Annotated in this window: 15 protein-coding genes; 4 read left to right on the forward strand and 11 right to left on the reverse strand. The window is 59.9% G+C overall.

Annotation, left to right across the window (positions count from 1 at the left end):
- Nucleotides 1-160: 160 nt before the first annotated feature.
- Nucleotides 161-916 (reverse strand): fumarylacetoacetate hydrolase family protein, encoded by a 756-nt coding sequence (locus BUA38_RS03405; RefSeq protein ID WP_244553183.1) that lies wholly within the window; start codon nucleotides 914-916, stop codon nucleotides 161-163.
- Here BUA38_RS03405 and BUA38_RS37880 point away from each other — a divergent pair, their 5' ends adjacent.
- Nucleotides 917-1,108, forward strand: a complete 192-nt coding sequence (locus BUA38_RS37880; protein WP_244553184.1) for a hypothetical protein — start codon at nucleotides 917-919, stop codon at nucleotides 1,106-1,108.
- On the opposite strand, the gene BUA38_RS03410 is transcribed toward BUA38_RS37880, so the two are convergent.
- From BUA38_RS03410 to BUA38_RS03455, 10 genes are read right to left on the reverse strand one after another with little or no spacing between them, the layout of a single operon-like run.
- Nucleotides 1,101-1,412 (reverse strand): hypothetical protein, encoded by a 312-nt coding sequence (locus BUA38_RS03410; RefSeq protein ID WP_072816707.1) that lies wholly within the window; start codon nucleotides 1,410-1,412, stop codon nucleotides 1,101-1,103. The two genes, BUA38_RS37880 and BUA38_RS03410, sit on opposite strands and share 8 nt — an antisense overlap.
- Complete coding sequence (locus tag BUA38_RS03415) at nucleotides 1,409-2,389, reverse strand: amidohydrolase family protein (protein ID WP_072816708.1); 981 nt, start codon at nucleotides 2,387-2,389, stop codon at nucleotides 1,409-1,411. The genes BUA38_RS03410 and BUA38_RS03415 overlap by 4 nt, the downstream gene beginning before the upstream one ends.
- 7 nt (nucleotides 2,390-2,396) lie before the next feature.
- Entirely contained in the window at nucleotides 2,397-3,965 is a 1,569-nt protein-coding gene (locus BUA38_RS03420) for an FAD-dependent monooxygenase (protein WP_072816709.1), read from the reverse strand.
- Entirely contained in the window at nucleotides 3,958-4,707 is a 750-nt protein-coding gene (locus BUA38_RS03425; RefSeq protein ID WP_072816710.1) for an SDR family NAD(P)-dependent oxidoreductase, read from the reverse strand. The genes BUA38_RS03420 and BUA38_RS03425 overlap by 8 nt, the downstream gene beginning before the upstream one ends.
- A 7-nt stretch (nucleotides 4,708-4,714) precedes the next feature.
- On the reverse strand, nucleotides 4,715-5,113 hold the full coding sequence (locus BUA38_RS03430; protein WP_072816711.1) for a RidA family protein: 399 nt from the start codon (nucleotides 5,111-5,113) through the stop codon (nucleotides 4,715-4,717).
- Between the two features lie 23 nt (nucleotides 5,114-5,136).
- Nucleotides 5,137-6,213: an Ldh family oxidoreductase gene (locus BUA38_RS03435; protein WP_072816712.1), complete on the reverse strand. Its 1,077-nt coding sequence runs from the start codon at nucleotides 6,211-6,213 to the stop codon at nucleotides 5,137-5,139.
- Entirely contained in the window at nucleotides 6,213-6,629 is a 417-nt protein-coding gene (locus BUA38_RS03440) for a cupin domain-containing protein (protein ID WP_072816713.1), read from the reverse strand. Before BUA38_RS03440 ends, BUA38_RS03435 begins: the two co-directional genes overlap by 1 nt.
- Before the next feature lie 17 nt (nucleotides 6,630-6,646).
- Nucleotides 6,647-7,381, reverse strand: coding sequence for a GntR family transcriptional regulator (locus tag BUA38_RS03445; protein ID WP_083587427.1), 735 nt, complete (start codon nucleotides 7,379-7,381; stop codon nucleotides 6,647-6,649).
- Nucleotides 7,382-7,391: 10 nt separating this feature from the next.
- Nucleotides 7,392-8,156, reverse strand: coding sequence for an ABC transporter permease (locus BUA38_RS03450; RefSeq protein WP_072816714.1), 765 nt, complete (start codon nucleotides 8,154-8,156; stop codon nucleotides 7,392-7,394).
- Nucleotides 8,153-8,941 (reverse strand): ABC transporter ATP-binding protein, encoded by a 789-nt coding sequence (locus BUA38_RS03455; RefSeq protein ID WP_425304963.1) that lies wholly within the window; start codon nucleotides 8,939-8,941, stop codon nucleotides 8,153-8,155. The genes BUA38_RS03450 and BUA38_RS03455 overlap by 4 nt, the downstream gene beginning before the upstream one ends.
- A 222-nt stretch (nucleotides 8,942-9,163) precedes the next feature.
- Here BUA38_RS03455 and BUA38_RS03460 point away from each other — a divergent pair, with 222 nt between their 5' ends.
- The 3 genes from BUA38_RS03460 (at nucleotide 9,164) to BUA38_RS03470 (ending at nucleotide 12,671) form a co-directional block, all read left to right on the forward strand.
- Nucleotides 9,164-10,159 carry an ABC transporter substrate-binding protein gene (locus tag BUA38_RS03460; RefSeq protein WP_072816716.1) on the forward strand — a complete coding sequence of 332 codons (996 nt, stop codon included), beginning with the start codon at nucleotides 9,164-9,166 and terminating at the stop codon, nucleotides 10,157-10,159.
- A 77-nt stretch (nucleotides 10,160-10,236) separates the two neighbouring features.
- A complete protein-coding gene (locus tag BUA38_RS03465; protein WP_172805972.1) occupies nucleotides 10,237-11,199 on the forward strand; it encodes a Bug family tripartite tricarboxylate transporter substrate binding protein in 963 nt (320 codons plus the stop codon).
- A gap of 173 nt (nucleotides 11,200-11,372) precedes the next feature.
- Nucleotides 11,373-12,671, forward strand: a complete 1,299-nt coding sequence (locus BUA38_RS03470; RefSeq protein WP_072816718.1) for an oligosaccharide flippase family protein — start codon at nucleotides 11,373-11,375, stop codon at nucleotides 12,669-12,671.
- Nucleotides 12,672-12,812: the final 141 nt, after the last annotated feature.

The following is a 12,812-nucleotide window of genomic DNA, read 5'->3' on the forward strand; positions in this document are numbered from 1 at the left end:
GGTCCATCTTTGCCCGCCCATGCTGACTAACCAGTTAGTCAATACCGGGTCGCAATGCCTGTCAAGGCGCTGGCCCAGACGTCGAGGCCCTCATCGCTTCGGCGCAAACCTCCCCATGGCTGCGATTGCCGATCAGGCCGAGCGCTGGCTGGGTGATTGGCTAGAGGGCGACCGATGAACGCCCGGCGAGGTCAGCTTTGACCAGACGATTTCGGAGTTCGCCGATACCCGACGCCCGAACAACGACCTCATCACTCTCTTTTAGGAAGACCTGGGGCTCGCGCGCGTTACCGATCCCGCTCGGCGTCCCCGTCAACAGCACATCGCCGGGGTGCACGGTCATGCCAAACGTCAATTCCGCGATTAACTCCTCGATCGGAAAAGCCATCTGCCCCACCAGCGCACTTTGCATGGTCTGGCCATTGAGCGTCAGTTCGATGCGCAAGTTCGGCACATCGAGTTCGTCGGGGGTGACGATCACCGGACCGAGCGGCATGGTCCGATCGATACTCTTGCCTTTCAACCACTGCCCGCCATGCCGGCGTTGAAGGTCACGCTGCGAGACATCATTGGCGAGCGTAAGGCCAAAGACATGGTCCCAGGCGCAGTCAGCGGGAATGCTTCTGCCGGCCTTGCCAAAGACGATAGCGATCTCGGCTTCGTAGTCCCATTTTTTTGATACGCGTTCGTCGAACGCGATGTCATCGAACGGGCCGATCACCGTTTCGGGCGATTTGGTGAAAAATGTCGGTCCGTGGGGGCGCGGCACATCCTGCCCTTCCCGCTTGCCTTCGCTTTCATAGAAGTGATCCCAGTAGTTCCAGCCGCAGCAAAGGACGTCGCGCCGAAATCGTATAATCGGGGAGCCGACTACGGCCTCGTCCAGCGGCACGCGCGCGGAACCGGCCGCGCGCATATGCGCGGCAAGTTCGGACCTGGCCGCCTCACCACCCTCGATAAAGGCGACGAGATCCTGGTAGCGCTCGGGAAGAACAACGGCTTGATCGCCGTCGATGACGGCCGGGACCCAGGCCGCCCCGTTCCTGATCGTCAGAAACTTCATCTTCCACCCGGGATCGAGGCGGCCATGCGCGAGAGCATCACTTGATCTCGATCAGGACATTCCGGTATTGCCAATCGCTCACATTCAGCAATTCGTGCGGCGCCCCCGCTTCGCGCCAAAGCACCCCGCCAACCGTCTCGTTCGTTTCCTTTTCACGCCCATCTTCGAAATACATAATATTCTTGCCCTTGGTCATGGGAACAATGACGTAGGGAAGATCATGCTTGTGCCACGCCTGCCGTTCACCCGGATCGAGCTTCACGCCCCAGATACGAACGCGATCGTTCTCGAACAGGATCTCGTCCCCAATCGGACCAAGTTCCGGTCCGCGCGGTGATGGGCCTTTCATGCTTCCGTCTCCTTTGCGAGTCTGTCGGGATTGTCACAGAAAATACGCTTGCGGCGCGGCTCGTCGAGATCAGCCATTTGCGCGTGAGGCTCGATGAGCCCCATCGGGAACGGCCAGTCGGACCCGAAGACCACATTGCCTTCGCCAAATGTCTGTTCCGCCAATGCCAAAGACTCAGCGTCATGCGCGATGCAATCGACGCAGACGTTCCTGAAGATCTTTTTCGGCGACAGCCGCTTGGTATCGACACCTGGCCGTGCTGTGTCGAAACCCCGCTCAAAACGGCCGGCCACCATCGGCAGCACGCCTCCGGAATGAGCGAAGCAGAAGCGAATCCTCGCGAAATGCTCAAACACACCGCCAAATGTCAGATGAGCGATCGCCATCGCCGTCTCATAGGGGTTGCCGAGCAGGTTGGACAAATAGAACGCGGTCAGTCGACCATCGGCGCACTCGCCCGGATGGAAAAACACAAACGCACCCGCCTCGTCGAGCACGCGCCATAATGGCTCGTAGGCTTCGTCGGAGAGCACTTGGCCGCCGTCGCTGCTGGATGGCGCGCCGAACCGGCGATGACCACGCGCGATCCACTCTTTCGCCGTCGCGGCGGCGACGTCCGGCGCCTGCAAAGGCAGATGAGGCAGCGGTGCGAGACGATCGGGGTATTCGGAAGCGATGCCGGCAAGCCCGTTGTTGGCGTAAGTCGTCCAGGCGCGAGCGGCGTCACCCTGCAAGTGCCCGCGGTAGAGCGGCGGCGGAATCGAAACCCACGCCTTCGCCACGGCGTTGCGATCCATCCAGGCGACCAGCGCCGGTGGATCGAATAATGGCTTCATGCCGACAGCATGGCCATCGACCAACAGGATATTTTTGTCGGCGTGCCACGTCACGCCATCGATCGCCGCCAGTTTCTCGGGCACGATCGGCGCAAGATGGGCGTGCACGTCAAGGGCTATGCGTTGCGACTTTCCGCTCATTGGATCCTCAAGCACCCGTGATGCGCGCGTAGACTTCCTCGATCGCGCCATCGCGCATCGGCAGGATCGCGGCGATATGGTCGTCCGGCCGGATCAGCATGACGGTGTCGGCGGCACACCCTGCCCGCTGCCGGAATTTGTCGCCGACATCGAACAGCGATCGTTCGCGCAAACCGGAATCGAGTGGCGCGTCGCGTCGCGACACGACGAAATGCTTCAGGCCCGGCCGGTCGGCCGGAAGCGATGGCCTGCGGCGCGCATCCGTAAAATACAGCGCGATAAACGAATCATCCGCCAAATCATGCAACCGCACAGGCTTGCCGTTGCCAGCATGCAGCACCGCATCCGGAAGGCGTTCGCCAACCCGCAGCGGCCCTGCCTCGGTTCTTACCATCGACCAGTCGCCGGACTGATCGACGTCAAGCCGCACGCCGAGCATCGTCCGCGTCAAGGCATTCGCCCACTGGCCGCCAGACATGGCCCGAATAGCGTCCTGCTGACCCAACATGTATTTGCGGGCGGCCTCGGCCATCTCACCCGAGCCGTGCGCCGCGACCGGCCGCTGCTCGCGCGCGTAGCCATTCAGCAGCGATGAGGTCGCCCACCCGCGCGCAACCCATGCAAGACGCCACGGCAAGTTAACCGCGTCGAGCACGCCGGTATTCAAGCCAAGCGCCCACATCGGGGTAATGAGGTGCGCGGCATCACCCATCAGAAATACGCGGCCGCGCTGCCATTCCGTCGCGATACGGTGATGGATGCGATAGACAATCGTATTGATGATCTCGAGGTCGTTTACCGGTCCGATGAAACGCAGGATCTTTTCGCGGAATTCCTCACGAGACGGCTCCGGCCGGTCAGCCGGCAACGGGAACAGGAACCGCCAGCAGTGAGGCTGGCGGACAAGGATCATCCATTCGGCGGGATCGGCAAAATAGGCCAGATACGGATAGTCACGCGGATTCTGAACATCGAGGTCGACCTTCACGTCGACCAGAATCGTCAGCACGTCGAGGGATTCTCCCTCGACGGCGACGCCAAGTTGGCTGCGGATTGTGCTGCGGCCACCATCGCAAGCCAGAAGGTATGAACCTTCGACTTCGCGTTCACCCTCCGGAGTATCGAACGTCACGGTGACGCCGTCACCACTCTGCCGGAAGCTTTTCAGCTTTTGCCTGAGATGCACACATCCCGGGTATTTCTCGTCGAGTTGACGATGCAGAATGGGCTCCAGGTGATGCTGTGGCAAGTTAATAACGAAGGGATAACGCGTCTCGTCCGCCAGAAGATCTATGCTGACCGACGGCCGGGCCACATTTGTCGCGCGCTCCACGTCCCCGATCTCGTCGATCCGCAAAGCTTTGGAAAGCACTTGATCGGCTACGCCGTAGCGGCGAAATGCTTCGATCGTTCGCGTCAGGATCGTGCCGGCCTTGGTGTCGCTCGACAGCGCTTCGTCTTCTTCAAAGAGCTGGAACGGCAGCCCATAGAAGCCGAGACCCAGCGCTGTCGTGAGGCCTACCGGACCTCCGCCAACGACAATGACCGGCTTTGTAAGGGTAATGTTCTCAGGCATGACCTGGCTTTTCCGCTGCGTAGGCCAAATCGCGCGACAGCAGCGACGCCGTCATGGTTCCGGCGTCCGAGAGCAAAAACAACAACGGGCCGACGACATCGTCCGGCGATCCAACGCCGGTCGAGGCCAACCAGCGTTCGTGATCGGCGCCCACGTTCGCGGCTCGATACTGAAGCGTATCGATAACGCCGGGGGAAATCAGGTTGAACTTGACGCGGTGCTGCGCGACTTCCTTGGCCGCACTCTTGGTGAAGGCGATCAAGGCTGCTTTCGTGGCGGCGTAGGCGGACGCTTCAGGCCAGCCTTGATGCGCCAGCCCGGACGTGAATGCCACGATGCTCCCGCGCCGGCGAGCAATCATACCGTTGATGACGGCCTGGTAACACCACACGACGCCGTCGAGATTGATCGCCATGACACGCCGCCATTCGTCCGGCGCCATCTCATGCACGAGACGACGCGGCTGGATCGCTGCGGCGCAAATGAGCCCGTCGACGCGACCATAGTCACGCTCAATCCGGGCGAACGCAGCTATCACCGCATCTCGATTGCCGACATCCATGTTCTCGATGTCGATGGACTCATGTTCGGCCTTGGCCGAAGCCATGGCCGCGGCATCGACGTCGCAGATGACGACTTTCGCGCCAGCTTTGGCAGCGGCGACCGCAACTGCCCGGCCGATGCCATTGGCACCGCCGGTAATGACGATCACGTCTCCATCAGCCTCGAAACGCGCTTTCATCGCTCGATCAACCGTTCGGTAAAACAGCGATGGCGTTCATCTCGATCAGATATTCGGGCGACGTGAACTTGCAGACTTCGACCATGGTGGATGCTGGCGCGATGCCGGTGAAATACTCGCGGCGCACCTTATGGATGATATCGAAGTGCTCCATATTGCGTACATACACGTCGACGCGGCAGATATCATCGAGCGTGCCGCCTGCCTCTTCCACGGCCGCTTTAACGTTCTCGCAAACCTGGCGCGTCTGAACTTCGATATTGCCCAGGCCCGCGATCGAGCCATCCGGTACGCGAGCCGTCATCCCCGAGATGAAGACAAGCTTGCCCTGCGCGGCAATCGCCGTCGCCTGCGAGAAGTGGCCGTTCGGTTTGCGTAACTTGCTGGAGGTGATTTGCTGTTTCATGTTGGTCCTCTTCGATCGCTGCCTTAGAGAAGTGGTTCGACCTGCACGCCGGCGCTCTTTGCCGCGGTCACGAAGCCGTCAAACGTCTGGCGGCTGAGCGTCACCTTACCTGCATTGCCCTCCCGCGTTGCGTATGCCAGCTCACCCGGCGCGTAGACGCGCTCGATGCCTGGAGCGTGTTTCGAGCGGCTTACGCGCTGTGCCTGCTCGTTGACGCGCTCGGCGAAAGCTTCCGGATCGGTGAAATTCCTGACGTCGAGCGCCAGGAACAGCTGGCTGCAGCGATACGGCTGCGACGCGTCGCCGTAAAGCGGCCGTACCTCGGCGCCGATGGCGCCATCCGACAGCCCGCCGCACAAGAGATCGATGACAAAAGCAAGACCGAAGCCTTTCGGCCCCGCCGCCGGAGCCAACATGCCCTTGATCGCTTCATTCGGGTCGGTGGTCGGGCTCCCGTCCGCCGCCATAGCCCAGTCCGCCGGAATTGGTTTGCCAGCCGCGGCGGCGAGACGGATCTTGCCCATCGCCGTGGCGCTCAGCGCCATATCGACCTCGACCGGATGCGTGCCGTTGCTCGGCACCGCAAAGGCAATTGGATTGTTCCCAGTGATTGCTTCGGCGCCGCCTGGAGCCGGCAGCAAGGGCCGCGTGTTTGACATCACGATGCCGACGCAGCCCTGGCTCGCAATGAGGCGCGCATAGCGGCCGGCCGTGCCGAAGTGAAACGCGTTACGCACCGCAACCGTCGCCATGCCGTACTCACGCGCCCGCGATGTCACAAGGCCGACGGCCTGGTGCGCCGTGAGCTGTCCCAGCGCATGATGCGCATCAATACCAATGCTGGTGCGGTTATCGACAACGATCGCGCCGGCGCTTTCTTTCGATACCGACCCCTTCTGCAAGCGCTCGACATACATGGGCAGCAGCATCACGCCGTGCGAGCCAACGCCTTCCAGATCCGCCAGGACAAGATCTTCGGCGACGATGCGCGCACTCCCCGCCGCGACGCCAAGTGCCGCGAATGTATCGGCAACCACGCCTATAAGCTTATCGGCATCGACGCGAACGGAAGTTGTCGCAGCATTGGCTGACGAGGACATCAGCGCGCATCCTCTTCGTTGGCGTACCAATCCGGCTTAATCGGGTAATGCGGACCGTCATAGACTTCGACGACGACGGTGTCTTCGTGCGCAACGGCCGGTCCGTGCACATTTCCTTTCGGGTTCCAGTAAAAGCTGCCTGCCGTCAGAACGACACCGGTCTTGGTGTATTCGTATTTTCCTTCCAGACAGATCATGAACTGGTTGGAAGCGTGGCTGTGAGGCGCTGGAATTCCTGAACCCTTGGCGAAGCGAATAAGCGCGATCGATGCGCCGGTCTCTTCGTTGCGCCACAACATTTTCTCCGAGATGCCCTTCAGGGACTTCTCCCGCCAGGGCAATTCCTTGCTTTGCAGCAAAATCTCATCGAGGTTTTTCAAACCGCCGAGGGGAATTCCCGAATAAGCGCCGCTCATGTTCGTCTCCTCATGTTTTAGCGCGACCGCAGGAAAGGACGGCCGCTGTTTATATTCTGCGCGCGCATCAGGCGCGTACGGAGGCTCTCGAGATGGGCCCGCACCGCAGCCGCCGCGGCCTCGCCGTCGCCGCGCGCGATTGCGTCCGCGATCGCCGCGTGTTCGTTACCGCTCGCTCGGCCATCGAATGTCTGCCACAGATGAAGATACCAGTACCGGATAGAGCGATCGTGCAGCTTGCCGGCGATATCGCTCATGACGGGATTGCCGGCGAGATCAGCGAAACGGCTGTGGAACGCGCGGTCGGCCTCGACAAAATTGTCGAGCTGCGACCGTGAATCGCCGACTACCTTGACGCGCGCCAGCTTTTTCAGTTCTGCGGCCTCCTCCGCCGTGACGCGGCTCGCGGCATTTCGCGCCAGATCCGCTTCGATCGTCACCCGAGAATCGAGAATCTTGAGGATTTCGGAGATGCTGCCCGGCTGGACGATGACGCCCTTGCGCGGCATCACTTCGACCAGCCCATCGTGCTGCAGGCGCTGGAGCGCCTGATGCACGGGCGTGCGGCCAACCCCCAGAAGTTCGCACAGCGCGCCCTCATTCAGGTATTGCCCCGGCAAGAAGAAGAGCCGAACGATCTTCTCCTTCAACGCAATATACGCCGCATCGGCCAACGAGCCGTCTTTCGCCGGCCGTGCCGTACCCTGTTTCCTGATCGCGACGACTTTCGAGCCTTTTGTTTTCCTTGCCATGGCTTTCGTCCTAGTGCTGCGCCGGCGGCAACCAAGGCGCGGCCAACCGCTCGGCGCCTTCGACAAGCAGATAAACGAACACACCCATCAGCGACAACGCGACCAGCGCGGCGAATGCCAGTGGAGTATCGAGCTGAGACGTCGCTGTAAGAAGAAGAAAGCCAAGACCTTCGCTGGAGCCGACGAACTCCCCAATGACGGCACCGATGACCGATAAGGTTATAGCAACCTTGGCACCCGTGAGGATGAACGGCAAAGCGGCCGGCAGTTGGGCCTTGACGAAAATCTGCAAGGGCGAGGCGCGAAGGCTGCGTGCCAGCTCAAGCAGCTCACGCGGGGTCGAGCGCAATCCAGCGACCGTATCAACGATGATGGGAAAGAAGGCCACGAGCCACACGATAGCAAGCTTCGACTGAATGCCGGTGCCTAGCCAGACCAGGATGATCGGCGCGAGCGCGACTTTCGGAACGGACTGCAATCCGACCAGCAGCGGCGAAAAAATCAGATTGATCGGCCTTGAGTTCGCAACCAATACCGCCATGGGAATGCCGACGACAACGGCTAAAATGAAACCAAGAACGGTTTCCTTCAGCGTAACCCACCCCTCTGCCATGATGAGGTCGATGCGGCTGGTTAGCGCATGCATCACCTTGTCCGGCGTCGGCAGCACGACCGTTGGAATGCGCAGATAGATACAAAGCAACCACCACAGCGCAATCAGAAACACCAAGCCGGCTAACGGATATAATATCTGTGTCGTGGCACGGCCTATCATGCTGCCGTCCCTTCCGCTTCGACAGGAGAAATGATCCCGAGCGCTTCGCTCGCCAGCCGCTCGGCCCTCGTAAAGTCGGACGTAAATCGGATGCGTTGCGTTCGCGGATAAGGCAACGTGATCGGGATCTTGGTCGCAACGCGCGCCGGGCGGCGACTAAACACGATGATCTGATCCGACACGTAGACAGCTTCCGAGATCGAATGCGTGACGAATAGCACCGTCGCGCCGATCTCCTTGCGGATCCGCAGCAGAAGATCGTTCATTTCAAGACGGGTTAGCTCGTCGAGCGCCCCAAACGGCTCGTCCATCAAAAGCAACTTCGGCTGATGAATAAGCGCCCGGCACAAGGCCACCCGCTGCTGCATGCCCCCCGACAATTGATGCGGACGGGCCCGGAGGAAGTCGCCGAGACCGACCATATCCAGCAGCTGCGCCGCGCGCGCCCGAGCCGCCTTGTCGTTCCGTCGCAGCACTTCCATTGTAAACAGGACATTGTCCAGCACCGTCCGCCACGGCATCAGGCTCGGGCTTTGGAACACAAAGCCGTAGTCGCCGAGCGGCTCCGTAATCTCCCGCCCGCCGATCTTCACCGAGCCGGAGGTTTTCTGAATAAGCCCGGCGACGATCCGCAAGAGCGTTGTCTTGCCGCAACCACTCGGTCCAAGCAACGCAACGAGCTCGCCCTCATCGAACTCGAAGTTGGCGTCGTCGAGTGCAACGACCGGCTCCGACGAGCGCGACTTCAGCTCGGCCGCGGAGAAAACCTTCCTGACGTTTTTGATCGTTCCGAAGGCCATCCTTGCCACTCTTTTGATCTTTTCCTGCAAGCCCGGCTGAGGTGAAACTGATCGACGAAGCCCAACAATGGCCGACGCTTCGGTTGCAGCTAGCGGCCCAGAGCGCGCATTCCCATTTTGTGACTGTTCACGTGAAATATCTTATGATATTTCTGTTGTCAATTTCGACGTAAAGAACATCCGGCCGGTATTTGGGGAGTAATGGCTATGATTGAGCGATTTCTGGTGGTTGCGGTCGCCCTAGCGCTTTCACTGCCGTCCGCCTATGCGCAGGAACGCGACGTAAAATTCGTGCTCGACTTCATTTCTCTCGGCCGCCATGCGCCCTGGTACGTCGCGCTCGGCAAAGGGTATTTCAAGGAAGAAGGACTGAACGTTACGATCATGCCGTCAAAGGGTACGGCTGACGCGATCCGCACGGTTGTGACCGGCGGTGCCGAGTTCGGGTTCATCGACATACCGAGTCTTGTCGCAGCCGGCGGATCGGGCTCGACGATCAAGATCGTCGCGGCAAATTATCAAAAGCCGCCATATTGCGTCTTCAGCATCGACAATGGCGCCAATATCGATAGCGCAAAAAAATTGGCCGGGTTCGAGCTTGGCTCGAGCTCTGCGTCGTTCATGCCAAAGATCTGGCAAGCCATTATGGAGATGAATGGCGTCGATTCAAAAACGATGAAGATCGTCAACATCGATGCCCCAGCCCGCGTGCCAATGCTGGCTTCACGCAAAGTGCAGAGCATCGACCTGTTCATGATGAGCGAGCCGTCCATCAAACGCGCAATACCGGACGGCAAGCCGGTTTGCCTGTTCGCTGGCGACCTTGGCCTCGAAATCTACGCCAACTCCATCGGCGTGCACGAAGACTTCCTGAAAAAAGACCCGGAAGCCGTCAAGAAATTTGTACGTGCGGCGTTGCGCGGCTGGAAATACACGTTCGATCATCCGGACGAAGCCGCCCAGATCGAGCTTCAGTACGTGAAGGCGCTTGATCCGCAAATCATCATCGAAGAGATCGATATCCTTCGCCGCGTCGCCATTACGCCGGACGTGCAGAAGAACGGCTATGGCAGCATGACGTTGGAGCGGATGAAGAACACCGTCGATTTCATCAACAAGAACATCGACGTTCCCGGTGACAAATTGACCGTCGAGCAAATCTACGCGCCGGGCTATCTGCCGGAAAAGCCGATCACGCCATAGGCCTGCGATTAGAGCCAAGCTTCCTTGCGCTACTTTCGATGCGGCGGGCGCCAGCCTTTCTTCGAAACGGAGCTTTCATGCGCCGCGCTGTTCTTTTACTGCTTCTGGCATCGCTGCCGGCCGCTGCGGCGCACGCCGGCGACTTTCCATCGCGGACCGTGACGATTGTCTCACCTTATCAAGCGGGCGGGACCAGCGATCTCGTCGCGCGCGTCCTGGCGCAAAAGCTCGGGGAGCGCTGGGGCAAGACCGTGATCGTCGAGAACAAGCCCGGCGCCAATGGCGGCACCGGCGTCAATGCCGTCGTTAGCGCGGCTCCGGACGGCCATACCTTGCTTGCCGCAGCATCAAGCGCGCTGACGCTCAATCCCCTCTTCTACCCGAAGCTGAACTACGACCCCGTGCGCGATCTGACGCCGATCACCCGCACCGGCCTGGTCGCCAACGTACTCGTGATCAATCCCGCGCTACCCGTCAACGACGTCAAGTCACTTATCGGGCTGGCAAGGCAAAAGCCGGGAACGTTGACCTATGCTTCACAGGGCGTCGGTTCGAATGGGCATGTCACAGGCGAATTCTTCAAACAGCGCGCCCAGATCGATATCCTTCACGTGCCGTACAAGGGAAGCGCTCCGGCTGTTCAGGATCTGCTCGCGGGCCACGTTCAGATCATGTTCGACAATCTGCCCTCGGTGCTGCCGCTCATTCGCGCCGGCGAGCTTCGCGCCCTGGCTGTCACCACAGCTGAACGTTCGCCCGAATTGCCCGAAGTGCCAACCATCTCGGAAGCAGCTCTGCCGGGGTTCGATACCAGCGCCTGGTTCGCGCTTCTGGCGCCAAAAGGCACGCCGGTCGCCATCGTTCAGGAGATCGAGCACGCCGCCGTCACCGTCCTCACCGATCCCGAGACGCGAGAACGCTTTCGGACCGCAGGGGTGGCTGTCGTTGCCGACGGCTCTTCAGAATTGACGAAGCACATCGCCTCGGAGACGGTCATGTGGCGCGACGTGATCGCAAAGGCGGGAATCAAGGCCGAATAAAATTAGGCCGAGCCCTTCGACACTCCTTCAGCTGGCGAAGACCTTCGGAAACTGCGCGGCCCGGCTTGGAGATTCACGACTGTTTAAAGTTTCTCGTGCGAGTTTTGATCTTTGAAAAGCTGCACTGCGTCCTTCGAAAGCCCCGTGGCGACCTGCGGAAGCGAGATTGGTCGATGCTGAAGACTGTCATCGGAAATGCCGGTTGGCTCGGGCTCGTTCAATTGCTCAACTACGGCCTTCCTTTCCTGACTCTTCCGGTGATTACCCGGGCCTTTGGTTCTTCGATATTCGGTCTTTTTGCAACGATGTCCGCTTATGCCGCCTACGTCGGCCTCATCACAAAATTCGGCTTTGATCTTACCGGACCGCGCCGTCTAGCAAGAATCCGCGATGATGCCTCGGCGATATCAGACTGCGTCAGCACAGTCGCTGTTTCTCAGCTTGTCCTGGCCGCAGCCGCCTCGTCCCTTTTCGTCTTGGTTCTTGCAACTGTTCCTGTCGATGCGACCTGGAAGCTGGTCACCTCGATCATGCTCATCGAGACCATTGCCAATTCGCTATGTCCACAGTGGGTGTTTCTGGGATTGGAACGGTTGAGAGATTTTGCGATGCTGCAATTCTGTGTGCGGCTTGCCACGGCGTTGCTGATTGCCTGCCTGATCCGCACCCCTCAAGATCTAACGCTGCTTGCATCGATATATGCCGGTGCCGCGATCTTTGCCGCATTTGGTTCGTTCGTCGTGCTGCGGCTTTACGGGATCCGCTGGCGGGCGCCGAAGGCAGCAACCATTGCGTCGACGCTCGGCGGCGCATTTGGTTTGTTCGCCTCATCTCTGGCGATCAGCCTTTATACGACGACAAACGTAATCATCGTGACAAGCGTTCTTGGTACGTCGGCGGGAGGCACTTTTGCGCTGGCCGACCGGCTTCGACAGGCGACCAGCGGCGTTATGGGACCCATCACGAGCGCCGTGTATCCGTTCATCTGCAGAATTTCGGGCCGCGATGAAACGGCGGACGAGCGCCGAGCGAAGCAGTTCTTCTTTCGAACAATCGCGCTGGTGTCCGCAGTCTTGTCCACCACGTTGCTTTTGTTTTCCGGATCGATCGTTCAGGTCGTCGGTGGCGATGGATACCAGGACGCCGTTCTCTTGCTGCGATGGATGGCATTTCTGCCTTTTATCATCGCGCTTTCGAACATCTTTGGAATACAGACCATGATCCCGATGCACCTGGATCGCCAACTGACCTGCGTGGTTACGGCAGCGGCCATCATCGGCGTGGCAGGAATATTCGTTTTCTCGCGCATCTGGGGCCTCAACGGCGCGGGGCTCGCGGTGCTGGGAGTGGAATGTCTCGTGACGGTTGCCCTCGGGTCGATCGTGGCTCAGAAAGTCAGTCTTCGATCGCTTTTCTTTTCGGAGACGCGCTCGTTTTTGCGCCCGAAGGGGATCGATACGCCCGCGGCTTGAAACGTGCAGGCTCGTTGTCAGCAGTCCGCAGATACGGCTTCGCCGTACACCCTCCAGGTCCCCGCTACTCAAGTCTTTTCTGCGCCGCTAGAATCACCTACAGGTCGCTGAATGATTTGCCGGGTCTAGAGACCTCTGGAA

Source organism: Bradyrhizobium erythrophlei (assembly GCF_900142985.1).
GTDB lineage: Bacteria > Pseudomonadota > Alphaproteobacteria > Rhizobiales > Xanthobacteraceae > Bradyrhizobium > Bradyrhizobium erythrophlei_B.

What these genes read in the sequence shown, in the direction of transcription:
- BUA38_RS03430 (WP_072816711.1), bottom strand. Translation starts at nt 5,113, where the DNA reads ATGAAACAGCAAATCACCTCCAGCAAGTTACGCAAACCGAACGGCCAC.
- BUA38_RS03465 (WP_172805972.1), top strand. Translation starts at nt 10,237, where the DNA reads ATGCGCCGCGCTGTTCTTTTACTGCTTCTGGCATCGCTGCCGGCCGCT.
- BUA38_RS37880 (WP_244553184.1), top strand. Translation starts at nt 917, where the DNA reads ATGCGCGGCAAGTTCGGACCTGGCCGCCTCACCACCCTCGATAAAGGC.
- BUA38_RS03445 (WP_083587427.1), bottom strand. Translation starts at nt 7,381, where the DNA reads ATGGCAAGGAAAACAAAAGGCTCGAAAGTCGTCGCGATCAGGAAACAG.
- BUA38_RS03425 (WP_072816710.1), bottom strand. Translation starts at nt 4,707, where the DNA reads ATGAAAGCGCGTTTCGAGGCTGATGGAGACGTGATCGTCATTACCGGC.
- BUA38_RS03415 (WP_072816708.1), bottom strand. Translation starts at nt 2,389, where the DNA reads ATGAGCGGAAAGTCGCAACGCATAGCCCTTGACGTGCACGCCCATCTT.
- BUA38_RS03450 (WP_072816714.1), bottom strand. Translation starts at nt 8,156, where the DNA reads ATGATAGGCCGTGCCACGACACAGATATTATATCCGTTAGCCGGCTTG.
- BUA38_RS03460 (WP_072816716.1), top strand. Translation starts at nt 9,164, where the DNA reads ATGATTGAGCGATTTCTGGTGGTTGCGGTCGCCCTAGCGCTTTCACTG.
- BUA38_RS03405 (WP_244553183.1), bottom strand. Translation starts at nt 916, where the DNA reads ATGCGCGCGGCCGGTTCCGCGCGCGTGCCGCTGGACGAGGCCGTAGTC.
- BUA38_RS03410 (WP_072816707.1), bottom strand. Translation starts at nt 1,412, where the DNA reads ATGAAAGGCCCATCACCGCGCGGACCGGAACTTGGTCCGATTGGGGAC.
- BUA38_RS03440 (WP_072816713.1), bottom strand. Translation starts at nt 6,629, where the DNA reads ATGAGCGGCGCTTATTCGGGAATTCCCCTCGGCGGTTTGAAAAACCTC.
- BUA38_RS03435 (WP_072816712.1), bottom strand. Translation starts at nt 6,213, where the DNA reads ATGTCCTCGTCAGCCAATGCTGCGACAACTTCCGTTCGCGTCGATGCC.
- BUA38_RS03420 (WP_072816709.1), bottom strand. Translation starts at nt 3,965, where the DNA reads ATGCCTGAGAACATTACCCTTACAAAGCCGGTCATTGTCGTTGGCGGA.
- BUA38_RS03470 (WP_072816718.1), top strand. Translation starts at nt 11,373, where the DNA reads ATGCTGAAGACTGTCATCGGAAATGCCGGTTGGCTCGGGCTCGTTCAA.